Source organism: Microcoleus sp. LAD1_D5 (assembly GCF_036702115.1).
GTDB lineage: Bacteria > Cyanobacteriota > Cyanobacteriia > Cyanobacteriales > Microcoleaceae > Microcoleus.
In genome coordinates this window covers 70,191-95,126 of record NZ_JAUBSA010000013.1, presented here as the reverse complement: position 1 = coordinate 95,126, position 24,936 = coordinate 70,191, and the positions used below count along the sequence as shown (strand labels likewise).

The following is a 24,936-nucleotide window of genomic DNA, read 5'->3' as shown; positions in this document are numbered from 1 at the left end:
TTAGAACCCCATCTACCGGACAACAAGGAATGTAGGTTTAACCGCAGATAGACGCCGATAGACACAGATAAAATCCCATCGGCGTTCATCTGTGTTCCGAAACTGATATCTGCGATTAAAAAATCCCCATCTAACTAATCTGCTTTCTTCTTGATTCCTAATCAACCGGAAACAATATCACTATCAACAGTCAACAATCATTCCGGTGCAACCGGAATCGATCTAACATGACTCGCAATTGTTTCAGTCTCCACCTTTGCTTCCACTGGCCAAGAATTCTCCATCTCTACTGTTTGTTTCGGCTGATAAACTGCCAAGTCGAACCAGAAAGTCGTACCCACATTAACTTCGCTAACCAAATTAATTTTAGTGTGGTGCTTGTCAATAATGTTTCTGACAATAGAAAGACCTAATCCCGTTCCTTCTAAAGTGTGTACTCGGTTTTCTACACGGAAAAAGCGATCGAAAATTGCTTGTTGATCTTCAGGATCTATGCCAATTCCAGTATCAGAAATTTCGATCCGCACTACCGGAAAATGTCCGGCATTCGGTGACAAGTTGTGGTTCCCGGATTTGCCGTCTTTGGTAGTCGCAGCCTCCGACTCTAGCAAATACGCTCGAATTGCCACCTTGCCGCCGGACTGCGTAAATTTTAAGGCATTTCCTACTAAATTTGCAAATACTTGCAGCAGCAAATCGTAATGACCTAAAGCAGGTGGCAAATACGGGTCAACTTCTTGCTCTAATTCAATGCCTTTATCCTTAGCATTTAACTGATAAGTCCGCAGGGTTTGTTCCACAGCTTGCGGGAGGTCAACAGCATCCAAGTGATAAACTCGGCAGGATTCCAGTCGCGACAAGTCTAACACGTCGTTAACTAAACGAGTTAGTCGATCGGTTTCTCGATTGGCAATTTCTAGGAATTCCCTGCGCTCGCTTTCTAGAAGGTCTTCTCCGTACTCGTGGAGAGTCTCGATAAAAGATTTGATATTAAATAAAGGCGTTCTCAATTCGTGAGAAACATTGCTAATAAAATTGCTTTTAGCCTCATTTAGTTCAACTTCGCGAGTGATGTCCTGCACTGTCATTGCAATGCCTTTGAGACTTTCCCGGTAATGTCCGGAACCTTGATGCTTCGAGGTTTGCTCGTAGAAAGTACACTCTACAGCTACCGGGTGTTGTGGTTCGGTACAGGTATCTTCCTCATGGCGGATGCAGCTTTTGCACAGCGGTTCGGCACCGGGCGCTTTGTGCAGAATGACAGTAGTTAAAACAATCCGAATTGTACGGTTAACGGGTTCGCTCATCGAGATGCGAAATTCGCCGCCTTCGCGATCGCCTGCAGCTATTTCCTGCAAAGGTCTCGCCAAGTCCTGCTGCACTTCCGAAGGTAAAAGGTTAAGAACATTTACTCCGATCGCCTTTTTGCCTTCCCATCCAAAAATCCGCATCCCCGTCGGATTAACTAAAATAACCTGCAAATTTGCGTCTAATAAAAGGGCGCCATCAGCAATCGTTGATACCAAAGTTTGCAACTTAGCTTTTTCTGCTGTCAGCTCTTCAATATTTTGTTCTTCATAACTTTCGAGTTTCTGGGCCATTTCATTAAAACTGCCGATTAACTCGCCCAATTCTCCCCCTAAAGGCAGGTCAACTCGCTGCTTAAAATTCCCGCTGGCGATATTTTTCACCCCGAAGACTAATTGTTTGATGGGCTGAGTAATTGTCAGGGCATTAAATACAGCCCCCAAAATTACCATCACCCAAATTGTGACAAATACTGCTAAAGTGACATCCCTAGTAAGATTTGAAGAGATAACTGCGGCGGGATTTGGGTTAATGCCGATCGCCAAAACTCCCAAATATTTGTCTTCATGAATTAAAGGCACAAATACATCGGTAACTTCTCCGTCTGGCGTCAAATGCTGCCGCACCAAAGGTAAAGAAGTTAAATTTCTCGCCTCAATATCGGCGAGAAAATTATCGGGAAGTTTGATCTGGCGGCGCAGCGTCAGCGAAGTCTCCACCTCCGATTCCGAAAATGGTATTCCCAGGAAAATATCTCCCGCTTCGTCTGCGTAAAGCATATAGCGGACGCTGGAGGTGCTGCTGTAAAATTGGCGGGAAAAGCGGGCTACTTCGGAGCGATCACTTTTGGCAATCAGCGGCGCCACATTTGCCGCCAACAGCAGGCCGAGGTCTCGGCCGTAACGAGTATCGTTAAGTCGGGCGTCTTGCTGGATAGTATTCACGGCCCAGAAGGTCAGGCCACTCATAATTAACGACACTACGAGGGTAGCAGCGGCCATCAGGCGGGTCTGGAGGGTAAAATCCGACCACCAGCGGGCAATAATTTCTCCGATTTTGTTTAGTATGGCCAGCATTTCACCAGTTCAATATTAAAAGCAAGATAAATTCAGTTGGCTCCCGATCAAATTTTCTGGTGCGACTTGTCCGCTACCGCCACCGCAGAGATACCAAACTTCATTGTTACATTTCTACATTGAGATTGCTTGGCTTTCGGATGGCGGCCGATGTCGGAATTCCTAATTTTTATCGCCCAGAGATCGGCGACCGATGTCCCGACGGCAGTAGACCCCTTCAAATTCGATACAATCAAGTGCTGCATAAGCTGTGGAGATAGCTTGTTCCAAAGTTTCTCCCGTCGCAGTGACGCCCAAAACCCGGCCACCGTCGCTCACCAACTGCTGCTGCTTTAACTGGGTGCCGGCGTGAAACACTTCTGCTCCTTTGGCTTCAGCTTCCTCCATACCTGTAATAACTTTGCCTTTTTGATAACTTCCAGGATAGCCCCCAGAAGCCAAAACTACGCAAACAGAGGCCCCCGACTTCCAGCGAATAGAATATTCACCGAGACGCTGCTGACAGCAGGCCAGCACCAAATCTTCCAAAGGAGTTTCCAGCAGCGACAAAACCGCTTGAGTTTCCGGGTCTCCGAAACGGCAGTTGAATTCTAAGACTTTGGGTTCTCCGTCGGGGGTAATCATTAACCCTGCGTAGAGTACACCCCGGTAGTCGATTTTGCGTTTTTGCAGTGCTGCGAGGGTGGGTTCGAGAATTTCTTCTTGAATTCTTTCCATGAGTTCCGGGGTGACAATGGGCGCTGGGGCGTAGGCTCCCATACCGCCGGTGTTGGCTCCCTGGTCGCCTTCGCCAATAGCTTTGTGGTCTTGGGCCGGCAGCAACGGTTCCACTGTGATGCCGTCGGTGAGGGCGAGAATCGAGACTTCTTGACCTGTTAAGAATTCTTCGATGACGACTCGGATGTTGTCGGTGCCGAATTCGCCTCGGAAAATGGTGTTGATGGCGCTGTGAGCCATTTTGACGGTGGTGGCAACGGTGACTCCTTTGCCTGATGCGAGTCCGTCTGCTTTGATGACTATTGGGGTTCCTTGTTCCAGAACGTATGCTTTTGCTGCTTCTGGGTCTGTAAATACCGCAGCTTTGGGTGTGGGGATGCCTGCTTCGAGCATCAATTCTTTGGCCCAGGATTTGCTAGATTCAATTTGGGCGCCGGCTTTGGTGGGACCGAAAATCATCATTTTTCGCTGTTGGAAATAGTCGGCGATGCCTAGCGATAGGGGCAATTCGGGGCCGACGATGACTAATCCGATGTTGTTGACCATCACAAAGCGTTCGATGCCTTGGAAGTCGTCGATGTTGAGCGACAGATTTTGACAGCCTGGGGTGGTAGCTGTGCCACCGTTGCCCGGTACGCAGAATACTTGTTTAATCCGCGTGGATTCTAGCAGTTTTTTTGCGATCGCGTGTTCGCGACCTCCGTTTCCCACAACTAAAACTTTCACAGTATCCTCACCTATAAATTTTGTTCCCTGAATGTCTGATTTTCAGTGTTGGCATCTGTCTATCTGCTTTTTGCAGTGCTGTCAATTATGCCATGCTTGGCGCTAGGGAATGGCTAGATGTGGCACTTTTCTGGAGGAGTGGGGTTCGACGGCTGTTTCTCAATGGCTGGGAGCGTGCAATAATTAAAGACTTTAGCTGCCCAATTTTTATGGGTTCTGCCTCGATTTAATCAGGCAATTAAAACTCTTTTCTGCCTTTTAACTCTGCAATTACTATAATTGCTCCGGGGACAAATAGCGATAAGATAGGCAGGTTGACTCTGCGGAATTTTACTCACATGAAATCAAATCCAACCGCTGCGAGTTCGTCTGCCAAATTTAAGCGGGTGGGCGTTGTCGGCGGCGGCCAGCTAGCTTCGATGATGGGGGATGCTGCTAGGGCGCTAGGTATTGAATTGGTAGTGCAAACTCCCCATGCTACTGACCCGGCAGTTTCTGTTGCTGCTGGTGCTGTTTTGGGGGCTGTTAATGATGTTTTGTCTACGGCTCAATTGGCGGATGGCTGCGATGTTATTACTTTTGAAAATGAGTTTGTGGATTTGGATGGTTTGCGGCCGCTAGAACAGCAAGGTGTGTTATTTCAGCCGAGTTTGTCGTCGCTTTCTCCTTTGTTGGATAAGTACGTTCAACGCTGTTATTTACAAGGTTTGGGTTTGCCAACTCCGAGGTTTTGGGAATGGGATTGCAGCGCAGATTTGCCCCCGGAATTGTTTAAGGCGGTGGCGATCAACTTTCCGGCAATTTCTGTTTCCGACAGCGTGCAGATGGAAGGAGACTCGGATGCTGGATCGATCGACTTTCCCTTTGTCGTCAAAGTTCGCCGCCACGGTTATGACGGTCAAGGTACTTTTATTGTTAAGGATCGAGGGAATTTTGAGTCAATTCGTGCTAGACTTCTAGGTCAGTCTTTGCTAGTGGAAGAGTTTGTGCCGTTCGATCGCGAGTTGGCAGTGATTGCGGCTCGATCTGCAAGTGGCGAAATTGCGATTTATCCGATAGTGGAAACTCAGCAGCAAAATCAGGTTTGTCATCTGGTGATTGCGCCCGCTGATATTAGCTTAGATGTGAAAACTGAAGCTTGTGCGATCGCCCGCACTCTCCTCAACAGTTTGCAAGCTGTCGGCGTATTCGGCATTGAATTATTTTTAACCGCCGATAATAAGCTGTTAGTCAATGAAATTGCACCCCGTACCCACAATTCTGGACATTTTACCATTGATGCCTGTGAAACTTCACAATTTGAACAGCATTTGCGCGCAGTTTGTCAACTGCCTTTAGGTAATTCGGCTCTGAAATGTGCAGGCGCTGTCATGGTAAATTTGCTGGGCTACGAGTCGGCCCAGTCCGATTATTTAGCAAAAAGACAACAACTGGCACAAATTAGCGGTGCTTTTGTCCATTGGTATGGTAAGAAAGAATCGCGTCCGGGTCGCAAACTCGGTCACGTTACAGTTGTGCTCGACGCAGACAAGGTGGCTCAGGGGCGATCGTCAGCAGAGGATCTCGCTCAAACCGTAGAATCCATATGGTATGCAAGTTAAATTGCTCGAAGGTTGCCAAAATCTGGTGAGTTGGTATATATTAAATAAAGGTTCTACTGCGACGTTGGTGACTGCCAATAATGTTTTTTTGATCTATAACTCTTAACTCTCGGGAATCAAGATGTTTGGACAGCAGTAAACTGGGCTTGTACCCAGAAACTTTAAGTCCGAGCCAACGGTACCCACCTGGTAAAATACCAGGTCAAAAGCTGAGGTAAGACGGCGTTGCGGGGAACCATTAAATTTTTGGGCGATGCTTAATCAGGGTATGAAAAAAATAATTGGAAAATCCAGAAGCTTTATGAATACTGGTTTCTCTAATTTGCCTCTTTAGAATTTCATACCGTAAATCAGCAAAGCCGTTTTTTTATATACCCCCACAGTCTTTCTATTGGGTTTACTTCCAGACTATAGGCAGGCTGAAACAGTAAAATCACATCTGTCTACTATTTAAGCCTTAACAGAACCGTATTAGTTTATAAAACATACTACCGATACTTCGACCCCAGCAGAGACACGGGGAAAGTCTTTGTCTATAAACTTCATAAACCTGGAATACGCTGTATTAGTGATGGGAAACAGAGCCTCCGGCTATGTATTCCCAGGCAGAGCCTGGGAAGAAGAATAAAATGGTATGACTTTGCTAAGAGGCCGATCGCACTAAAATGACTGTACAGTCGCACCCGCGCGCCACAGCTTCCGGGATGTTCCCGTGAATCACCTGCTTCAGCAGCCCTTCACGGCTCGCTCCCAGGACGATCGCATCGCACTGATCGTTCTGAGCCAAATCAATTAAAGCATCAGAAACCGATTTAGCGCAAACCGAAGTCGCTATTATCGAACAGCTAACCCTGCGCTTGATAAACTCCGCCGCTTGCTTTAATTCTCCGCGATCGGGTTCTGCAACAGAAGGCTGATGAACCTGACACAATTTAATCTCCGGTACAGCACTCGCAGCCACCAAAGCAGGTAGTAGCCGCAAAGCCGCAGCTTGCTTGTAACCGCCACGAATAGGCACCAACCAGCGCTGCAAACCCATCAGCGTGTGCAGTCCCAATTCTGGGGCTGGAATGTCTGAATTCGGCGGGGAAAATTCAGTTTCAGGAGTCGCTGATGAATCGGAGGCTCTCGCCAATGTGGGATTATCTGCGCCGTCAACTTTTTCGGCATTTAACTCCCATTCTATAGACGCATATTTCCGCCCGCTAAAAGTGGCAGAAAACTCGTTTTTCTTGCGTGTTGCTAATAGTTTTTCGCTCCATTTAACCAAAATCACCTCGCAGCCTGCTTGCCGAATTACGGTATCAACTACATCGCCAAAAATGCGTCCTTTTGTGGAAAATTCGCCTTGCCAGCCCATCAAAATCAAATCGATATGTCGCTCCTTAATTGTCTCCAGAATCGCGTTAGGCACGTCATGAGCTACCCGTATTTGGGTGTGTACCGGCAAGTTCCAATTGCGAATAATTCGTTCGGCTTGTTGCAAAAGGCGGCGGCTTTTGGTTGTCCGCACTGTGCTTTCTGAAGGGGAACTGTTGCGCGGTACTAAGATGATTTGCAGGCATTCTAATTCGTAATTGCGATCGCGCGCGATCGCAGCCGCCAGCCGCAGCAAAGCGGGTGCTGTTTGGGGATTGGAAAGTGGCACTAATAAGCGGCCGTTTCCGACTTGCGGAGCTTTGGTTTGATAGACAACATAGGAAGGTTCTGGATGCGGGCCCTGGGTTGTTTCTCCGCTGAGGCGATCAGATTCAACTCGGATAATGTCGCTGCGGGTAATAATTCCCACCAAACGCCGGCCTTCTACGACTGGCAAGCGGCTGATATTGTAGTTGTTGAGCCTGTACAATACCTCGCTTAAAGTATCCCTTGCTTTGACTGCGATCGGCTGTACAGTCATAAATTCTTTGAGCAGCGAGTTGCCGGATAAATTGCGCTCGCTGGCATTTGCCAAATCGGTTTGACTGACAATTCCGACTAATTTGCCATCTTCAACTACTGGAAATCCTCGGTGGTGCGATCGCGAAAATGCCTGCATCACTTCATCGAAAGTCAGCAGACTCGAAAGAGTTTCAACTCGGCACTGCATCACGTCATCTGCGTGCAAGTCGCTCAAAGTATTGCTCGCAGCTTTTGCCTTTGTCAGTTGAATGCCGTTAAACTCCAAAAGGCGATCGTATAAAGAACCACTGTCCACCTTTTCCGCGACCAAATAAGCAACTACAGAACAGATCATCAAAGGCAGCACTAATTTGAAATCCGCCGTAATTTCAAACACAATTACTACCGCAGTAATTGGCGCTCTAGAAACCGCACAAAAAAACGCTCCCATTCCCGCCAAAGCGTAAGTTACCGGCAAACCGACACCCAGGAAATCTGCCTGCACAATGCCCACCATGTGACCAAGTGCAGAACCGAGAACTAGGGCAGGGGAAAACAATCCTCCCGGAGCTCCAGAAGCAGCGGAAATAATTGTCAGAAAAAAGTGAGCTATAAAAGCAATTAAACTCGTTATGCCGCTTGCTTCGCCGGTCAGCATAAACTCCCGTAAACCCGTATTATCGCGGAAAGTTGCTGGAAGAAAAGCTATTACTGAACCGCAGATTAGACCAGCTAGAGCCATTCGCACAGGCAAAGCTAATTTGAGCGATCGCCTGTTAAATTGCAAGCTAGCCATAATCCCTTTGGTGAACCAAGCTCCCAGCAATCCCGCTAAAACTCCTAATAGTATGTAAAATGGGATTTCCTGAGCCTCAAAACTGGTTTGGTACGCGCGAAGGTTCAAACTTAAACTATCGCCCCCCAAAAGCTGCGAGACAACTGCACCGATAAATGAAGCGATAATTGCAGTCCCTAAAGTCAATCCTGAAACGTCGTGCAGCAGTTCTTCAACTACAAACAAAACTCCTGCAATGGGAGCATTGAAACCCGCAGCTAATCCCGCAGCAGCACCGCAAGCAATCAATTGTCGGCGGTAATCTGGGGAAGTAGGCATCAAGTGACCTATCCAGCCAGCCAAAGATGCTCCTATTTGCACAGTCGGGCCTTGCCTGCCTAAAGTTAAACCGGAACCAACTGCTAAAATAGTCGTCAGAAGTTTGGCGACGGCTACTCGCAAATCTAAGGAAAGATTGACTCCGCCGAGAGCAGCTTTGACGTGAGGAATGCCGCTGCCGGCAGTTTCGGGAGCAAAACGCTCAACCAAGAAACCTGTCAGCAACCCGCCGCATAAACCGACGCTGGGAAGTAATATCCAAGCTGGGATTAATGTCGAGGTAGCAACTCGCCAACTGCCGAGCCATCCGACTCCTGACTTTAGCAAAACACCGGCCAGTCCGGCCACTAAGCCGATCAGACAAGCTTCAAAAATAGCGAGGCGTTTCGGTCGTAAAAACAGTTGAGATTTGATGACCCTGGAAGGTTCCCTAAATTGTTTAGGGATAGTTATGTACGGCATAAATAGCGTAGATGACCTGAGAATTGTCTGATCGGCTCGACTTTAGCGAAAAATCATTCGACTTGCCAAAATATAACTAATTTTTAACCGGAGGTGCACCAAAATTAACACAGATGAATTTTACTAATCTGCGTTACTCTGCGATTATTTACCCAATAACCTCTACTAATGTTTTTAAATCCGGCACTTCCAAGTCTGGCTGACCGCTGGCCGGTAGTGTCGCCCCAAATCCTATTTTGTCGTGTCTGCGATTGACCCAAACCGTTGAGATTCCCATGGATGCGGCTGGTACAATGTCATGATAGATGCTCTGAGCAACGTGCAGGAGTTTGTCAGCAGAAATTTCCATTGTTTCTAGGGCTATTTCAAAGTTGCGAGTTGACGGTTTGTACGATCGCACTTTTTCCGCAGTAATCAACCAGTCGAATTCAACTTTTAAGTGTTGGGCTGTACCAGCAAACAAATCACTGAAATCAATTTGCCGATTTAACAGCAAGTGTTTCAAGGCAGGTAATATCCCCCTTTCCCAATCTATCAGAGTGCCGTAGCAGTCAAAACTCACTATTTCAAATTGATTAAATTCTAGCATAGTTCGCTCCTAGTTTAGGGTTGATATTCCGCAAAAATTTCAATTTTTCCCACAATGTTTTGATTAAATTCGCTCAATTCTTCTGCCGGAATCCAATATTCTTGGTGAATCGAACTGCCCACATTTTGAACTGGATATTTTTTTAAGAATTCTGCCGCAACCCGAAAGCGAGTGACATAGCCGAAATATCCCGATGCTGCATCTCTTGTATTCCAATCTCGCGCGATTTGTATGGCATAGGCTTTGTGAACTACGGGATAAAAAGTAGGCTGAAAGGATAAGCGTGGCGGAAATGCCAGAAAATCGCTTTCTTTTATCAGTTCCATTTCTTTTTGACCGACAGCTCGGAACAGCGTTACTGTCTCTTGATCTGATATATTAATATTTTTAAACCAAGCTTTCCACCCGCTCCAATTGTGAACTATTTTAGCCAATTCAGCGTAACCGGCGGCGCGGGGATGGGAAACGTCATTTTCGGTAAGTTCTTTATGCCAAATTTCCGATTTTTGCAGCGGGGTGCAAACATCTAAATACGGCACATTTAACTCGTTGCACACTTGGGCAAACTGTTCGGATAAGTTGGCAATCCGCCTTGTGCGATCGGCATCGATAACTGGCGGGGGCCCTACCATTAATACTGGAAATATATTTTGGGCTGACGTGAGAATAGAGCGGGCATTTTCAATTGATTTCTCAACTTCTATGCGAATTTTTTCGTTTTCTAGGTAAGTGTCGTTGACGCCAAAGGAAAATACGATTCTGCCGTCGCTGTAGTGAGGTAAGCGGCAAGAAACTTCGCTGAACCAGCGAGTTTCTATATCGGCACTGGTTTCTCCCCTTATTCCTAAATTGTAGTAGGTAATATCGTGTCCTTGTCCGCAAGCAGCCGCGCAAATCCGTCCTGTCCAACCGAGACATTTGGGATCGCAAGTACCGTTTACAAAAGAATCGCCGATAAAACAAATACGCATATTATGTGGGGAATTGGGAATTGGGAATTGTTGACTGTTGACTGTTGACTGTTGACTGTTGACTGTTGACTGTTGACTGATTACTGTTGACTGATGACTACGAACAACTGACAACTGTCAACTGCCAACTGTCAACTGCCAACTGCCAACTGCCAACTGACTTTAATTCTTGCCGATGACAGACAATCCCTCTACAATTAGAGACGGTGTGTGGCAAGAACCGTTCCACTCAGAGTCTCCTCCCAATTCTACTAATTGTTTGAGGACGTTGTAGACGTTGCCAGCTACCATTGTGTCTTTGATTCTGCCGACTATTTGACCTTGTTTGACTCGGTAGCCGAGATCGACATTAATTGAAAAATCGCCGGAAATTCCGGCACTGCCGCCGAGCATTTGATCGACTACAATTCCGTCGTCTAATTGAGCGATTAAATCAATTAAAGATCGCTCTCCTGGTTTAATTAAAACATTGAACAAACTCGGCGTGGGATAGCTGCCTAAACCTGGGCGAAATCCGTTGCCGGTGGTGCCGCTCCCCAAGGCTCGACCGGTGGTGCGATCGGTATAAAATAGCTGCAACACTCCATTGTTGATAAAGACGATCGCCCGAGTGGGAGTACCTTCGTCATCAAAGGGACAGCTATAGGGCCCGATATCCGGCTGCTGCGAGAGCGTGACAAGGGGCGATGTCACTTGTTGGCCTAATCGATCATTCCAAGGCGAAGCGCCTTCGAGTACCTGTTTGCCGTTCAACGCCGCACACACAGTCCCCCACAGTAAATCGGCTGCTTTGGCTGTAAATAGCACCGGCACGCGGCCCGTGGCGGGAGCAACATTATCTTTTGCCCATTCTAAACGCTGCAAAACCCGCTTGGCGCTGGTGTTTAAGTCGAGGGTGCCGCGTTCGGTTTCGCCTTCCCAAATGTTGAGGAAATCTTCGCCCCGCACTAATTCTGCTGATAAGTAACCGCTGAGGGTGGTGTCGGTGTGACTCGAATCCAAGCCTCTGGTGTTCAGCAAGCGGGTGCTCTCGATTTCGCAGTCGAGTTCGGCGGTGCAGAGGCTTTCGGGATAGGCTTCGCGGACGATCGCGATCGCCTCTTTGCCCCAGTTTACTAGCTGTTCGGCCGGCACCGACACTCCGCGATCGGGATAAACAACTTTCTCACCGGTGCCAAGTTCGATGGTTTCCGGTTCGTTAAGTTGCGAAAGCGCGATCGCCCTGTCCACCAAAATTTGTAGTTCCACAGGCCCGTAGGCCACCGCCAAACCCGGCCGCCCATCCCGCCACAGCCGCAGTGCAATGCCTTCTGCTTGGGCGGTTTCTAGCTGTTTGAGGCGGTTTGCTTCAAAAAAGACCGGCCGTGAGAGCGATTGCGATTCCAATACCTCAGCAGCTTCTGCACCTGCTTTGGTGGCTAGTTCTAACAGTTGTTCTGCTGATTGGTGATTGGTCATTATTCTCGGTGGTTGGTAATGGGCGATCGGTAAATATTTAGTCATTAGTCGTTAGTCGTTAGTCATTAGTCATTAGTTATTAGTCAATATAGCTGTTAACTCTCTTTCTAAATGACTGTAGATTAACTGCTGACTGATGACTGCTGACTCATGACTAATGACTAAATATTTAGTTCGTGCAGCAGCCAAAATCCCGCAAAAGATTCCGATTCGGGATTCGACTGAATTGCTAAGAAATGTACTTGTTTTGCTTGTTTTTTCGCGGCTTCAAATCCTTTCGCTTCTCTCTCAGTTGCTGCGTCTCTGAGATTAGCTAAAATCCAGCGATCATTAGCTCCCGTATCTAATACCAGCCTAGCTGGTGGGCCGCTCTCAAATTTCAGAAAAGCCAACTCCAAGCCCGACATCCAACCTGCCAGGGCTGCTGCTCTCGACGAGTAGATAATCAGTCCCGGAATTTGCGTTTCTGGGGCGAGGCGTGTCATCGGCAGTCCGAAAGCTTCGCCAAATCCGATATCCCACTCGGACATTTCGTCAAAAGCTGCGATCGGCAAACTCACAAAAGCCCATTTTTCGCCGATTAAAGCCTCCGGCAGTGCCACAGGCGTTTCGGGTACAAATTGAACGCTCGGGTTCACAACCGGTTGATAGCCCGGTTCGCCTGGATAAACGTCTTGCATCCGTTCTTCCAGCCACAGGCTGAGGGCGAGGGTGCGGCGGCTGCAGGCGGCGGGAATGTCCAACTCCTCGCAGGCTTTGGTAATCATGTTCGCCATTTGGCGGCGGAAAAAGCGAATTTTTTCGGGCCGTTTCGGTGCTGCGGCGATCGCCTCTTTAATTGCACCCGCTAGCCACAGGGAATTCACGGTAGAACTGGAGCAGAATTGCGAGTAGCGAAACAGAGATTCGGCTTTGTCGCCTACCTTCAGCGGGCTTTCACAGATCAACACTTCCCATTTTTTTTTCTCTCGCTCGTCTAGGATTGGACGGCTGTAAAAGTCGAGTTCCCAAGTAGTAGCCATGCCGCGCTGTTAAAAATTAATCCTTTCTCATGTTACCGGACAGCGGGCAAGTTTCTGATTCTGACAATATAAGGCTGATTTTCAATCGCGGGCGATCGCACTTTCCCTCATATTGCCACTTTCCCTTGCAGCTTCCCCTGTAATTTTTGGCAGCAGTACACAACCGGAAGCATTAGCAACTCCTCGCAGAACTGTGGCGGAGCAATCTCAACACGCGATCGTTTGTTAAACTTGTGCAAGCCAGAGAAAACAAACAGTATAGCTTGACTCCATGAGACAAATCCTTCTCGAAAAGATTGTTTCTACCTTACAACCTTTAGATTTTGTTCTCGCTTTGTGGCAAGGAGGTTCAGCAGCCCACGGGTACACCGACGAGTGGTCAGACCTCGATATTGCGGTTGTGGTTGAAGATAACTGCGTGGAAGAAACATTTGAGATTGTTGAAAAAGCCCTCGCAGAAATTGGCGAAATAGAACTCAAATATCGAGTTCCAGAACCCGCTTGGCACGGTCAATCGCAGTGCTTCTGGCGGCTCAAAGAAACCCCGCCGTTTTTGCTAATTGATTTTGCCGTTTTTCGGCGCAGCAGCCGCAACGATTTTCTGGAAATACAGAGACACGGACAAGTCCCAATCGCCTTTGACAAAGTTAATCTAATTGTACCGCCTCCTTTGGATCGAAGCAAACATTTATCTACAATGCAGTCGAGATTCAACGAAATTAAAATCCGTTTCGATTTGCTGCAACCTCTGGTAAAAAAAGAGATTTATCGCGGACATTTAGTAGATGCGATCGGCAACTATCACAATTGGACGCTTCTACCCTTAATCGAACTGCTGGGCATGATTTACCGTCCCCACAGATACGACTTTCAACTAAAATATTTCAGCCGAGATTTTCCCCCTGCAATAGTCGAGCGCGTCGCACCGCTTTTCTGCATCGCAAATCTTGAAGATTTGGCAGTAAAACAGCCAATAGCGGAGGCTTTGTTTGCCGAGAGCTTACCGCTTGCAGAAGCTAATTTTTACTCGGAGAATGCCCTAACACTACCGCAATAGGCTCAAGGTTTCGTACCGAAAGCGATTAATATAGTAGCATCAACCTTAAAGAGTAACATCCCGTGACAAAACTCAGCGTCAACATCAACAGAATCGCCCTCCTCAGAAACTCTCGAAACATCGGCATCCCCAGCGTTACCGAAGCCGCAAAAACAGTAATTGCCGCCGGAGCTCACGGCGTTACCGTCCATCCCCGCCCCGACGAAAGGCACATCAAAGCTGCCGATGTTTACGAATTAGCCAAAATGCTAACCGTCGAGTTTAACATCGAAGGAAATCCGTTTCAGCCGCCCTTTATGGATATAGTTTGCGACGTAAAACCGGCTCAGTGCACCTTGGTGCCGGACGCTCCCGACGTGCTAACATCGGATAGCGGTTGGAATATTCCCGAAAATCGCGATCGGCTCTTACCAATCATTGAAAAATTAAAAGACAACGGCATTAGAGTCAGCTTGTTTATGGACGCAGATGCTGCTCTCATGCCGCTAGCAAAAGAAGTTGGAGCAGACAGAGTAGAATTGTACACGGAACCCTACGCAACTGCTTTTCGCGAAGGTAGAGTAGAATTTGTTTTTCAACAATATGTTTTAGCAGCTCAAGCCGCTCAATCAGCAGGTTTAGGGGTGAATGCCGGCCATGATTTAAATTTGCAAAACTTAGCAAAATTTTGCTCGATTCCTGATATACTAGAAGTGTCGATTGGTCATGCTTTAATTGCGGAAGCGCTAGAAATGGGGTTGTCCAAAACAGTAGAAGCTTACCTAAAAGTTCTGGCAGGTTCGTAATACAAATTAACCTCGTCTGGTAAGGCAGATTTGGCAGTGATAAACTCGTTTGTATCAGAGAGTCTGACTAAATCTGCCCGATAAAAATACAGGATCAAAACTTAGGAAAACCAGGGTTGGACGTGCTACAAATATGGTAAGGTGCGGTTTGCAGCGCCCTACATAATTAGGCGATCGCCAAAAACGAAGCAATACGAGGGGCTGTAACCCCGTGGGGTGCTAGCAGTTTTCTAGTAGTAAGGCAGAGCCAGAATCCAAAACACCGCGTTTTTTGGGTGTGGGCATTTTTTTAACAAGATCCTGGGAAACAGCTTTAATTTTCCTCGACCCAATTACTAATATTCTCTGATGATATTATGCGTAGGTAGTATCATTGAAATGTCCCGAAAAACAGAGCCTACTACTTAGCTCCCGCACTGCCAATCTGCTACCATCAGGTTTTGTGCAAGTACGGGATATTTACGTGTATCCTCTATTCTGCTGTAGCCTCTGTGCGATCGCCCGATTTAATCCGGTGAAAACAGGCAAACACAAGTAACCATATACAATTCCTTACCCCCCTCGGAAGTGCGACATGAAAAAACTAATTTTACTGACTGGAATGCTACTCATGATGACGGCAAAATCAGTATTTGCCAGCCCAGTAGCCCCCAAAATTGCACCGAGCGAGCTGATGGCTGCCTCGGAAATTACACAAACCCTTAACAAACCCGTTACCTCTGAATCGGTTCCCAACCTCGAACCGATCAAGCGAATGTCAACCTCGGAAATCCGAGAAACCATCAACCAACCCACCACCTATATTTTTGAAGGCATCAAAGGGCGAGAACTCACTCTCTCCCTGTGGGCGGGACAACTGACAGCCGAACTGTACAGTCCCAATGGTGAAAATATGGGGGTTATTGAAAAAGCAGACAATCAGTGGATTGGCCAGTTGCCAGAGTCAGGCATCTACCGCGTGCGAGTTACCCCGAAAGGTGAAACCACCAGCTTCGTGATCGGACGCGACTTTAACGCTAAGTGGACTTATAGGCCCGATCGCGCAATTCCCATAGCATTCAAGGAAAAACAAGCCACAGTCAAACTCAAAATGTCCGGCTACCAAATCCAGCCCATCACGCTTCAAGGCAAGCAGGGACAGACAATGAGGGTGACAGCTAGCAACAAAAATCTAGATCTGGCGATCGAATCTCCGTCGGGACAACTTCTGGATCAAGGCGAAGGTCAAACTTTTGCTCAACTCCCCGAGTCCGGCACCTACCGGGTAATCGTAGTTGCCAAGAGGCCGGTCAAGCCCTCAATCCGAGTTTCTGTGCAATAGCAAAGATTGCACAAATACTGTCGGGCGATCGAATTTGCACCCGCCAAAAAAACAGCTCCCCAATTGGGCGAGCTGTTTTTTGCGTAAAATCAACCTTGGATCAGCGCTTCAAAACGTTCTTGTTTCCAAATGCAGCTTAAATCAGAGTCAGCTAAAGCTAGCTCTCGGTATAAATTAGGGATAAACTCAACAGCCCGCTGCAAATTGTCAAGGGCCAAATCAGCAAACCCCAGTAGAGCATAACAGCAAGCTTTATTGTAAAAAGCATTAGCAAAATCAGGATTTATTTCTAAAACTGTTTCGTAGCAAGCAATCGCCTCAGAGTAGCAGCCTTTTCGCGCCAATTCCACACCCCGGTTGTACCAAATTAAATAATCTTCAAAGGGACGCTCAGATGTGGGAGTAAACTTGCCATTTCTCTGATTTAAACCTACTAATTTCTCCAAAGCTACTCTCCGTTCGCCCACAGCTTCGGCTCTGCCCGGTTGTAGAGCGATCGATCGGCTAAAACTAGCCACTGCTTGTTTGTAAAGTCCCATAGAGTTGGCAGCTAGACCGCGATTGTACCAAGCCTTGGCGTCGTCAGGATTAAACTCGATCGCCCGCTCAAAACTGTTGAGCGCCTGATAGTAAAGCTTGAGTTCCAACAAGGCATTACCTCGGTTGTACCACGCCCAAGCAGCCTCCGGGTGCAAATTTAAAGATCGATCAAAACTCCGAACCGCCTTCTCGTACAGCCCCATATCGATCAGCGTCAGTCCCCGGTTGTGCCAAATACTCGCCGCGCACGGACTGAACTCCAGAGCCCGGTCAAAACTGTTGAGAGCCTCCAACCACTGACCCAACTTTCCTAAAGCAATAGCCCGGTTGTGCCAGCCAAAGCTCGCATTCGGCTCCACCGCCAAGGCCTCATCAAAACTCTTCAGCGCCTCTAAGTGCCGTTCTAATTTCCCCAGAGCCATACCTCGGCCGAACCAAGCCTTATAATGATCTGATTGCAACTTCACAGCTCTGTTAAAGTTCGCCAGAGCACCATGATCATCGTTAGCTTCGAGGTGGCGCGAACCCAGATGGTAATACCAAGCCGCTTCCAAGTTTTGAATTAAGTTCATAATATTTTGTATCTATCTTAGGGATGATTCTACATGAAACCATACCTGGATTAAAACTGTAATTCCACTAAAAATCTGAAAAATTTGATACAGGGCGATCGCCCGTACACACTCCCAATAACAATCTCAACAATTTGCGGTCGAAACTAACTATTTTCCTCTCGTAAAAAGCTCTTTTAGCTAACCGCACTCATCGTTTTTTAGAGCTGCTGCGAATCTTAACTCTCCGTGAATCACGCAACTCTTACCACCGCATCCCGAATTAGGTTTGCAGTCACACCAAGAGTGCTAGAGCGCCCAAAGTCCAACTGCAAATCTCATAGTGCTAATAGATCCAACTTCTACTTGCCCAATTCAAGCAACCACAACCGCTGTTTTAGCATTCTCACTCAACATCAACTGGCCGGTTCCATCAATACTAAAATCTTTCCCCAGCACAAAACCCTTGCCCATCAATCGCTTGCAAACAACCAGCGCAGTAATGCGGCGAATTTCTTCCATCACGTCAGCAGGAATCAAATAACTCAAACTCCAGATCACGGACTCGCAGTCAGACCAAATCAAACGCTCCATACTGACAATCATCAAAGCAGCTAAACTGTCAACAGACAGCCGCCCTCTGAGATCCGCAATCAAATCTTTACCAATTAAACTATTGCGACTCATCATCGCTATAGCCATTTTCCCAATTTCTTGTTCGAGTTCTAAATGATTCATGCTTGGCACTGGCTTTTATGTTTTTAAAGCACTACTAAGAGTAAAAACAGTAGACGCTACCAGGCTCTGCCATAGCGTAGCTGACGCAGGCTCTACCGCAACTCTTTTTAACAAAGTATACCTAAAGAAAGAGCCAAAATGTATCTAAAGACAGATACAAAATTATTATTTTTTTGTAATTTATTGGTCAACCAATTCCCACCAGAGTTTTTACCAGCACATCGAGTATTTGTACTCAGTCGGGGTCGGAGTAAAGTCAATCGATTGGAGAATTGGAGAAAGCGATCTCACGGATGAATTCAGAGGGGTTGTACCCGGGCTGCTTTCGGTCGAAGATTGGTAAATGCGCTACATAATAAGGAAGTAGTTACCTCAGAGATAAAAAAACAATGGCTGCAAACCAGGCAGACATCGATATTGCCCCCTTGATCGACTACGGCCTGATCGACCCCACCGCTACGCCAGAGCAAGTAGAAAACTGTTGCCAACAAGCAGAGAGATTTGGCTTTGTCACAGTTTGCGTGTATCCCGCCTACGTCAGACAAGCAGTTGAGCTGCTGCACGGCAAACGTCCCAAAGTCTGTACAGTTATAGGTTTTCCCACCGGTGCTTCGACTTCAACGGTGAAAGTTTACGAAGCTCTAGAAGCTGCAGATAATGGAGCCGTAGAGTTAGATGTCTCCGTTAACTTAGGATTGTTGAAAGCTGGAAGAATCGACGAATTCCACCGGGAATTAGCCCAAATTTGCGAAGAAACTAATCTCACCATCAAAGCAATTATCGAAAGTTCTCTCCTTTCCGATGCCGAAAAACAATTAGCGGCTGAGATTTGCATGGAAGCTGGTGTGGCTTACATCAAAACCAACACTGGCTTTTTTGGCCCGGCGAAAGTTGACGATGTGCGACTGCTGAAGGAAGTTACGAAGGGACGGATTGGGATTAAAGCGGCCGGAGGAATTCGTACTCATGAACAAGCTCTAGATTTGGTAGTAGCTGGTGCTACTCGTTTGGGGACTTCCCGCGGCCCTGAATTACTCCGCCAGCGAGATAATTTAGATAAAAGTCATTAGTCATTAGTCATTAGTCATTAGTTATTAGTTATTAGCAATGGCTAATTGGTAATGGCTAATTGGGAATTGGTGCGCCTTTACGCACCCTACAACTAAAAGTTCTGCCTGCTGGACTGTTTTTGCTACTGTCTAGTAACAATACTTTGGACAGTTTTTGATTGCCAACAGTAGAATGACTGTTCCAGGTCGATCGACCAACGAGGAAAATGAAACTGTCCGAAGTAATGTAGTAAATCTAAAATCTAAAATCGAGTGACTCGAACTTACAAAGCAACTGGAATCAATCTAAAGAGTGCGCCCATCGGCGAATCCGATCGACTGCTGACAGTTTTAACGCGGGAATTTGGCTTAATTCGAGCCGTAGCACCGGGTGTTCGGAAACAGCGATCGACTATTGGCGGTAGAAGCGAATTATTTGTTGTCAACGAATTGCTAATTGCCAAAGGTCGATCGCTCGACAAAATTACCCAAGCCGACACGGTACAATCCCATCCGGGTTTGAGCCGTAACCTAGGGAAACTCGCAGCCGCGCAATATCTGGCCGAATTGGCGATCGCCAGTGCCCTTTCCGATGAGCCCCAAGAAGAACTCTTTTGGTTGCTGGGCGAACATTTGAGCCGTTTGGAGCGTTTGTCCGATCGCACAGAAATCCAATCCGCCGCCGTGCTTGTCGCCCACCTCAGCCACGGCATTTTTCACCTGCTAGCCTTAGCAGGCCTCGCGCCCCAAGTCCAAGTTTGCTGCGCCACCAGAGGGCCACTCATCCCAAATTTCACCGATCCGAACTGGCAAACCGGGTTTAGTATACCCTCTGGGGGAAGCTTCAGCTTGCCCGAGCTAGCTAAGCTAGAGGCAGAACTCTCTTCAGAAACCGGTAGCTTGTACAAATCCGCCTCCCGTTCCCGCCAAACGAATAGCAGCAAACACTTGACAAATTTCGAGATTAATGCTAAGGAATTAGCAGCGCTGCAACAGTTGGCTAGTCCAGAACTAGGAGAGGGGATTGCCGATCGAACAACTTGGGTATCAGTAGAAAATATTTTGCGACAATATGCCCAGTATCATTTAGGTTGCACGATTCGGTCGGGAAGCTCGATCGACACCTACTTAGAGAATTTTGAGTTTTAAATTTTGAGTGTGGATTTAAATAGGTGAAGGGGCGATCGTACATCGCACCCCCAGCCGGGGGGATACCCGAACCTGCCGGCAATTTCAAGTAAATTCTCAAGGTTGTTGCGACATCAGATAATAGATATAGATAAAGTTACGAGATTATTAATAAACTTAGGGGTTAACACCTCAATTTCAAATTCCCATTCCCCCAACTTCGACGATCCCAGGCCATCCACCCCAAATCCTATGATGCGACTGTCCGATTCTGATTTGAGAATATCTGTTTTAGCTGTGACCCACCACAAGATGGAAGAACGAGAAAATTTTCCCGATTTTCGCTCCGAGCCCATCTTGGCCGATCGACAATGGAGCAACGTCCAATACCCAGAAATGGATAAATACCCCACAAATCCAGAAACAGAGTCAAGCAACGGCAAAAGCCAACAATCCGAAGCAATCCCCCCGGTGCCCACAGCAGAGCCAGCACCAGAACTCTCCGAAGCAGTGGCCGAAATTCCCGAAAAAGAAACAGGATTTCTGCCAGTGCTCAAAAACCGAAATTTTCTAGCATTGTGGAGTGGGCAAGTTTTCTCCCAACTAGCAGATAAAGTTTATCTCGTACTGACGATCGCCCTCGTAGCCAGCCGCTTTCAAGCGCCAGATCAAACCATCAGCAGGTGGGTATCAGCAATCATGATCGCCTTTACCATTCCCGCAGTGCTGTTCGGGGCCGCCGCAGGCGTGTATGTTGATCGCTGGTCGAAAAAAGCAGTGCTCGTCGCCACAAACCTGCTGCGGGGAGCCTTTGTTTTAACCTTGCCCGTGCTGCTGTGGCTCTCTGACGGGTGGGAACTCGGTCAACTGCCGCTCGGATTCTGCTTGCTGCTGCTAGTGACATTCCTCGTTTCGACTCTAACTCAATTTTTCGCCCCAGCAGAACAGTCAGTGATTCCCCTAATTGTGGAACGCCGCCACCTGCTATCAGCAAACTCCCTCTACACCACAACCATGATGGGTTCGGTGATTATTGGCTTTGCAGTCGGAGAACCCTTACTAGCTTTAGCCGACACCCTATTTTCCAACATCGGCGGCGGACTCGGCATCGGCAAAGAATTAGTAGTAGGCGGAAGTTACGCCTTCGCCGGAGTGCTGTTGCTGTCGATGAAAACAGGCGAAAAAAACGATGCCGAACACGAACCGCCACACCCCCTCGCAGATTTGCAAGACGGCCTGCGTTACATCAACGATCAACCGAAAGTCCGTAATGCTTTAATTCAACTAATTATTCTCTTTTCCATTTTTGCAGCCTTGGCAGTTCTAGCGGTGCGGCTGGCAGAAATCCTCCCCGGTATGAAAGCGTCGCAATTTGGCTTTTTGCTGGCTGCGGTGGGCGTCGGAATGGCTGGTGGGGCGGCGACAGTCGGCTATCTCGGCCACAAATTTTCTCACTCCCAACTGAGTTTAATCGGATCGATCGGCATGGCACTTGCTTTGATGGGCCTTTCTGCATTTACCCACCATTTGTGGCTCTCGGTGCTGTTCATTACCCTATTGGGTTTATTTGCCTCATTGGTAGGAGTGCCGATGCAGACTACAATTCAAGCAGAAACCCCAGAAGAAATGCGGGGAAAAGTCTTCGGGCTGCAAAACAATGCCACTAATATCGCTTTGAGTTTACCGTTGGCTTTGGCCGGGGTAGCAGAAACTTTTCTGGGTTTGCCGACAGTATTTTTGGCTTTAGCAGGATTAGCGATCGCTGGCGGTGTCTTAACCTGGTATATTTCCCGTAGCACTAATAGCAAAGTCGATCGAATCTAAAAAATAACAAACTCTGATTTACTCGAATGCACATCGCTTGGCTAGGAAAAAAATCACCTTTTTGCGGTAACGTCACTTACTCCAGGGAAGTCACCAACGCACTATTAGACCGGGGATACCAGGTCAGTTTCCTGCACTTTGCCCAAGAAGCGGCCCCACTGGATAGGAACAATACGGCGTGGAGTATGGCAACTGGTTCATGGGGAAAGGGAATTGCTCAAACCTCATATACCAATTCGCTCTCGCCCGCGAGTTGCAACGAAGTCTCTTTACCCTGTCACTACAAATCGCAAATTTATACGATTCCGACTCTCAAGTCCCGCACAGTGCTGATGAAATCTCTGCGGCGGCTGAAACCCGATGTGGTTCACGCTTCCCTGACGCTTTCGCCTCTGGACTTTCTGCTGCCGGAAATTTGTCAAGAATTGAATTTGCCTCTGGTGGCGACTTTTCACCCGCCGTTCGATCGCAAATTGCGGAATTTGACATCAGGAACCCAACACCTGATGTATCAACTGTACGCTCCGTTTTTGGCTAACTACGACTCGACGATCGTTTTTTCTCAGATTCAGCGGGATATATTGGTCAAGTTGGGAGTGCCGGAAGAACGGGTGGCAGTGATTCCCAACGGCGTGGATGCTGTTAAATATTCGCCCGGGCCTTCGGGGTTGAAGTCGGAATTAAAAGCCGATCGAATTTTTGTTTACCAAGGCCGCATTGCCCCGGAAAAAAATGTCGAGGCTTTGCTAAAGGCCTGGAAACAGTGCAATTTTGGCCCTGGGAACGTATTGGCGATCGTAGGCGACGGGCCCCTAGCAGCCTCGCTGCAACTGTTTTACGGCGAAGATGATGGCATTGTGTGGCTCGGATTTGTTGCCGAGGATGAACGCCGGATCGAAATTCTGCGGGGTGCAGACGTATTTATTTTGCCTTCTTTGGTGGAGGGACTGTCGCTGTCGTTGCTGGAGGCGATGGCCTGCGGTTTAGCTTGTTTGGCAACCGATGCCGGTGCTGACGGCGAGGCCTTGGAGGAAGGTGCGGGGATAGTTTTGAACACTCAGCGGGTACGGAGTCAGTTGCAAACCTTGCTGCCGCTGTTTTGCGATCATCCTGAGTTGGGAATGCTGCTTGGTCAAAAAGCACGCCAACGGGCGATCGATCGCTACACTCTCAGTCAGAATATTAGTGAGTTGGAAAAGCTGTATGCAGAGGTTTTGCAAAAGCAGCGCGTACTAATTCGCGGTTTAGCATAACAGATTTTCTGGCTCGTTTTGTAGGGTGCGTCGCTACCAGATGTTGAATGTAACTTGCAGATTCTTTCGAGCGACGCACCTTACGATAGTTGAGTGTTATTTGTTATTTGTTATTTGCTACATATAAAATCATTAATACCCCATGACCAATGACCAATGCCCCATGACCAATGCCCAACAAAATGACTTACAAAAATCCCGCTCCTACAGTTGATATTATCATCGAATTAGCCGATCGCCCGCATCGGCCGATTATACTCATCGAACGCCGCAATATTCCCTACGGCTGGGCACTTCCCGGCGGTTTTGTCGATTACGGGGAAGCGGTAGAAACGGCGGCAAAACGCGAAGCTTTAGAAGAAACAAGCTTGAATGTAGAATTAATTGAGCAATTTTACGTTTATTCCGACCCCAATCGCGACGCCCGCGAACACACTATCAGTATTGTATTTTTGGCTTCTGCAACGGGCGAACCTCAAGCCGCCGACGATGCTAAAAATTTACAGATTTTTGAATCTTGGCAGATTCCCCATCAATTATGTTTTGATCACGATCGCATTTTGCGCGATTATTGGCGTTACCGTCATTATGGATTGCGGCCGCGTTTGTAGGAGGGGAGTTTTTGTTTCTTTGTTCATTTCACATCTTGCACTAATGTCAGGAACAGGCAAGATGCCTGTTCCACAAAAAAATTCAATCTTCTTGCACTAATGTCAGGAACAGGCAAGATGCCTGTTCCACAAAAAAATTCAATCTTCTTGTGGAACGGGCTTCTAGCCCGTTCTTGAGAATGGTGTAACATCTGAGTTCATTAAACTAAATTCTATGGCAAGGTTGACAATATTAGGCGGAGGTGCTTGGGGTTCGGCCTTGGCCAATCTGGGAGGCAAAAAAGGCGATCGAGTTAATTTGTGGTCGCGCAGCAGTTCTGTTAATCTAGAATCTGTGATAACGGGTGCGGATGTTGTTGTTTCCGCAGTTTCGATGAAAGGGGTGGGCGCAACAGTCGATCGACTTTTGGCGTTAGAGTTAAGTCCCAGTACAATTATAGTTACTGTCACCAAAGGTTTAGACCCCGCCAGTACCCGCACTCCATCTCAAATTTGGCAAAATGCGTTTCCGAACAATTCAATAGTCGTACTTTCGGGCCCTAATCTTTCCGAAGAAATTCAGCAGGGCTTGCCGGCGGCAACGGTAGCGGCGAGTTTGGATTTAGCGGCGGCAAAACAAGTGCAAAATATTTACAGTTCCGATATTTTTCGGGTTTATGTGAATGAAGACCCGCTGGGGACTGAGTTAGGTGGAACTTTGAAAAATGTATTTGCGATCGCCGCTGGTGTTTGCGACGGTTTACAATTAGGAACTAATGCTAAATCTGCTTTGCTAACTCGCGCTTTGCCGGAAATGATTCGGGTGGGAGTTCGTTTGGGAGCTCGCGCAGAAACTTTTTACGGTTTGTCTGGTTTGGGAGATTTGCTGGCTACTTGCAACAGTCCTTTATCGCGCAATTATCGGGTTGGTTTCGGATTAGCTGAAGGCAAATCTTTGGAGCAAATTTTGCACGAATTGCAGAGCACTGCTGAGGGGGTTAATACTACTAATGTGTTGATTGATTTGGCTAATCGACGGGAGATAGAAGTTCCTGTTTCTCGTCAAGTTTACCGCTTGTTGAATGGGGAAATTACTCCTGAACACGCTGTTTTATCGCTGATGGAACGCACTTTAAAACCGGAGTAATAACCCAAAAAATTGTTCGCTATCCCCT

Annotated in this window: 19 protein-coding genes and 1 other RNA gene; 11 read left to right on the top strand and 9 right to left on the bottom strand. The window is 47.4% G+C overall.

From position 1 onward, the window contains the following. Window positions 1-197 precede the first annotated feature (197 nt). Complete coding sequence (locus QUA70_RS08865) at window positions 198-2,384, bottom strand: ATP-binding protein (protein WP_333346192.1); 2,187 nt, start codon at window positions 2,382-2,384, stop codon at window positions 198-200. Window positions 2,385-2,546: 162 nt separating this feature from the next. Next, window positions 2,547-3,827, bottom strand: a complete 1,281-nt coding sequence (purD, locus tag QUA70_RS08860; RefSeq protein ID WP_333346195.1) for a phosphoribosylamine--glycine ligase — start codon at window positions 3,825-3,827, stop codon at window positions 2,547-2,549. Between the two features lie 338 nt (window positions 3,828-4,165). On the opposite strand from purD, the gene QUA70_RS08855 reads away from it, so the two are divergent. Next, on the top strand, window positions 4,166-5,428 hold the full coding sequence (locus QUA70_RS08855) for a 5-(carboxyamino)imidazole ribonucleotide synthase (RefSeq protein WP_333346197.1): 1,263 nt from the start codon (window positions 4,166-4,168) through the stop codon (window positions 5,426-5,428). A 50-nt stretch (window positions 5,429-5,478) separates the two neighbouring features. Further along, window positions 5,479-5,666: non-coding RNA, 6S RNA (gene ssrS / locus QUA70_RS08850), on the top strand. Between the two features lie 405 nt (window positions 5,667-6,071). On the opposite strand, the gene QUA70_RS08845 is transcribed toward ssrS, so the two are convergent. From QUA70_RS08845 to QUA70_RS08825, 5 genes are all read right to left on the bottom strand, one after another. Further along, window positions 6,072-8,885 (bottom strand): chloride channel protein, encoded by a 2,814-nt coding sequence (locus tag QUA70_RS08845; RefSeq protein WP_333326814.1) that lies wholly within the window; start codon window positions 8,883-8,885, stop codon window positions 6,072-6,074. Between the two features lie 148 nt (window positions 8,886-9,033). After that, window positions 9,034-9,474: a hypothetical protein gene (locus QUA70_RS08840; RefSeq protein ID WP_333346200.1), complete on the bottom strand. Its 441-nt coding sequence runs from the start codon at window positions 9,472-9,474 to the stop codon at window positions 9,034-9,036. Between the two features lie 14 nt (window positions 9,475-9,488). Continuing rightward, window positions 9,489-10,445: a GDSL-type esterase/lipase family protein gene (locus QUA70_RS08835; protein WP_333410377.1), complete on the bottom strand. Its 957-nt coding sequence runs from the start codon at window positions 10,443-10,445 to the stop codon at window positions 9,489-9,491. Between the two features lie 162 nt (window positions 10,446-10,607). Next, the gene (locus tag QUA70_RS08830) at window positions 10,608-11,903 is read right to left on the bottom strand and encodes a TldD/PmbA family protein (RefSeq protein ID WP_333346331.1); all 1,296 of its coding nucleotides are present in this window, start codon (window positions 11,901-11,903) and stop codon (window positions 10,608-10,610) included. A gap of 161 nt (window positions 11,904-12,064) precedes the next feature. Next, the gene (locus tag QUA70_RS08825) at window positions 12,065-12,925 is read right to left on the bottom strand and encodes a Tab2/Atab2 family RNA-binding protein (protein WP_333346205.1); all 861 of its coding nucleotides are present in this window, start codon (window positions 12,923-12,925) and stop codon (window positions 12,065-12,067) included. A gap of 271 nt (window positions 12,926-13,196) precedes the next feature. On the opposite strand from QUA70_RS08825, the gene QUA70_RS08820 reads away from it, so the two are divergent. The 3 genes from QUA70_RS08820 (at window position 13,197) to QUA70_RS08810 (ending at window position 16,088) form a co-directional block, all read left to right on the top strand. Next, window positions 13,197-13,982, top strand: coding sequence for a nucleotidyltransferase domain-containing protein (locus tag QUA70_RS08820; RefSeq protein WP_333346209.1), 786 nt, complete (start codon window positions 13,197-13,199; stop codon window positions 13,980-13,982). Window positions 13,983-14,044: 62 nt separating this feature from the next. Next, the gene (locus tag QUA70_RS08815) at window positions 14,045-14,767 is read left to right on the top strand and encodes a pyridoxine 5'-phosphate synthase (RefSeq protein ID WP_333346212.1); all 723 of its coding nucleotides are present in this window, start codon (window positions 14,045-14,047) and stop codon (window positions 14,765-14,767) included. A 574-nt stretch (window positions 14,768-15,341) separates the two neighbouring features. After that, the gene (locus QUA70_RS08810; protein ID WP_333346215.1) at window positions 15,342-16,088 is read left to right on the top strand and encodes a hypothetical protein; all 747 of its coding nucleotides are present in this window, start codon (window positions 15,342-15,344) and stop codon (window positions 16,086-16,088) included. An 89-nt stretch (window positions 16,089-16,177) separates the two neighbouring features. Here QUA70_RS08810 and QUA70_RS08805 read toward each other — a convergent pair whose 3' ends face one another. Further along, entirely contained in the window at window positions 16,178-17,200 is a 1,023-nt protein-coding gene (locus QUA70_RS08805) for a tetratricopeptide repeat protein (RefSeq protein ID WP_333326799.1), read from the bottom strand. Window positions 17,201-17,554: 354 nt separating this feature from the next. Beyond that, entirely contained in the window at window positions 17,555-17,917 is a 363-nt protein-coding gene (locus QUA70_RS08800) for a hypothetical protein (protein WP_333326797.1), read from the bottom strand. A 389-nt stretch (window positions 17,918-18,306) separates the two neighbouring features. On the opposite strand from QUA70_RS08800, the gene deoC reads away from it, so the two are divergent. From deoC to QUA70_RS08770, 6 genes are all read left to right on the top strand, one after another. Continuing rightward, window positions 18,307-18,987, top strand: coding sequence for a deoxyribose-phosphate aldolase (gene deoC / locus QUA70_RS08795; RefSeq protein WP_333326795.1), 681 nt, complete (start codon window positions 18,307-18,309; stop codon window positions 18,985-18,987). 252 nt (window positions 18,988-19,239) lie between these two features. Beyond that, a complete protein-coding gene (gene recO, locus QUA70_RS08790; RefSeq protein ID WP_333326793.1) occupies window positions 19,240-20,115 on the top strand; it encodes a DNA repair protein RecO in 876 nt (291 codons plus the stop codon). 231 nt (window positions 20,116-20,346) lie between these two features. After that, the gene (locus tag QUA70_RS08785) at window positions 20,347-21,918 is read left to right on the top strand and encodes an MFS transporter (RefSeq protein WP_333346219.1); all 1,572 of its coding nucleotides are present in this window, start codon (window positions 20,347-20,349) and stop codon (window positions 21,916-21,918) included. Window positions 21,919-21,944: 26 nt separating this feature from the next. Next, on the top strand, window positions 21,945-23,171 hold the full coding sequence (locus QUA70_RS08780; protein ID WP_333346222.1) for a glycosyltransferase family 4 protein: 1,227 nt from the start codon (window positions 21,945-21,947) through the stop codon (window positions 23,169-23,171). Between the two features lie 182 nt (window positions 23,172-23,353). Continuing rightward, the gene (locus QUA70_RS08775; RefSeq protein WP_333346225.1) at window positions 23,354-23,782 is read left to right on the top strand and encodes an NUDIX hydrolase; all 429 of its coding nucleotides are present in this window, start codon (window positions 23,354-23,356) and stop codon (window positions 23,780-23,782) included. Between the two features lie 214 nt (window positions 23,783-23,996). Continuing rightward, window positions 23,997-24,908, top strand: a complete 912-nt coding sequence (locus tag QUA70_RS08770; RefSeq protein WP_333346227.1) for an NAD(P)H-dependent glycerol-3-phosphate dehydrogenase — start codon at window positions 23,997-23,999, stop codon at window positions 24,906-24,908. Window positions 24,909-24,936 lie beyond the last annotated feature (28 nt).

Excerpts from the sequence above, each read along its gene's own strand:
- QUA70_RS08865 (WP_333346192.1), bottom strand. The coding sequence starts at position 2,384 with ATGCTGGCCATACTAAACAAAATCGGAGAAATTATTGCCCGCTGGTGG.
- QUA70_RS08855 (WP_333346197.1), top strand. The coding sequence starts at position 4,166 with ATGAAATCAAATCCAACCGCTGCGAGTTCGTCTGCCAAATTTAAGCGG.
- QUA70_RS08845 (WP_333326814.1), bottom strand. The coding sequence starts at position 8,885 with ATGCCGTACATAACTATCCCTAAACAATTTAGGGAACCTTCCAGGGTC.
- QUA70_RS08840 (WP_333346200.1), bottom strand. The coding sequence starts at position 9,474 with ATGCTAGAATTTAATCAATTTGAAATAGTGAGTTTTGACTGCTACGGC.
- QUA70_RS08835 (WP_333410377.1), bottom strand. The coding sequence starts at position 10,445 with ATGCGTATTTGTTTTATCGGCGATTCTTTTGTAAACGGTACTTGCGAT.
- QUA70_RS08830 (WP_333346331.1), bottom strand. The coding sequence starts at position 11,903 with ATGACCAATCACCAATCAGCAGAACAACTGTTAGAACTAGCCACCAAA.
- QUA70_RS08825 (WP_333346205.1), bottom strand. The coding sequence starts at position 12,925 with ATGGCTACTACTTGGGAACTCGACTTTTACAGCCGTCCAATCCTAGAC.
- QUA70_RS08820 (WP_333346209.1), top strand. The coding sequence starts at position 13,197 with ATGAGACAAATCCTTCTCGAAAAGATTGTTTCTACCTTACAACCTTTA.
- QUA70_RS08810 (WP_333346215.1), top strand. The coding sequence starts at position 15,342 with ATGAAAAAACTAATTTTACTGACTGGAATGCTACTCATGATGACGGCA.
- QUA70_RS08805 (WP_333326799.1), bottom strand. The coding sequence starts at position 17,200 with ATGAACTTAATTCAAAACTTGGAAGCGGCTTGGTATTACCATCTGGGT.
- QUA70_RS08800 (WP_333326797.1), bottom strand. The coding sequence starts at position 17,917 with ATGAATCATTTAGAACTCGAACAAGAAATTGGGAAAATGGCTATAGCG.
- deoC (WP_333326795.1), top strand. The coding sequence starts at position 18,307 with ATGGCTGCAAACCAGGCAGACATCGATATTGCCCCCTTGATCGACTAC.
- QUA70_RS08785 (WP_333346219.1), top strand. The coding sequence starts at position 20,347 with ATGATGCGACTGTCCGATTCTGATTTGAGAATATCTGTTTTAGCTGTG.
- QUA70_RS08780 (WP_333346222.1), top strand. The coding sequence starts at position 21,945 with ATGCACATCGCTTGGCTAGGAAAAAAATCACCTTTTTGCGGTAACGTC.
- QUA70_RS08775 (WP_333346225.1), top strand. The coding sequence starts at position 23,354 with ATGACTTACAAAAATCCCGCTCCTACAGTTGATATTATCATCGAATTA.
- QUA70_RS08770 (WP_333346227.1), top strand. The coding sequence starts at position 23,997 with ATGGCAAGGTTGACAATATTAGGCGGAGGTGCTTGGGGTTCGGCCTTG.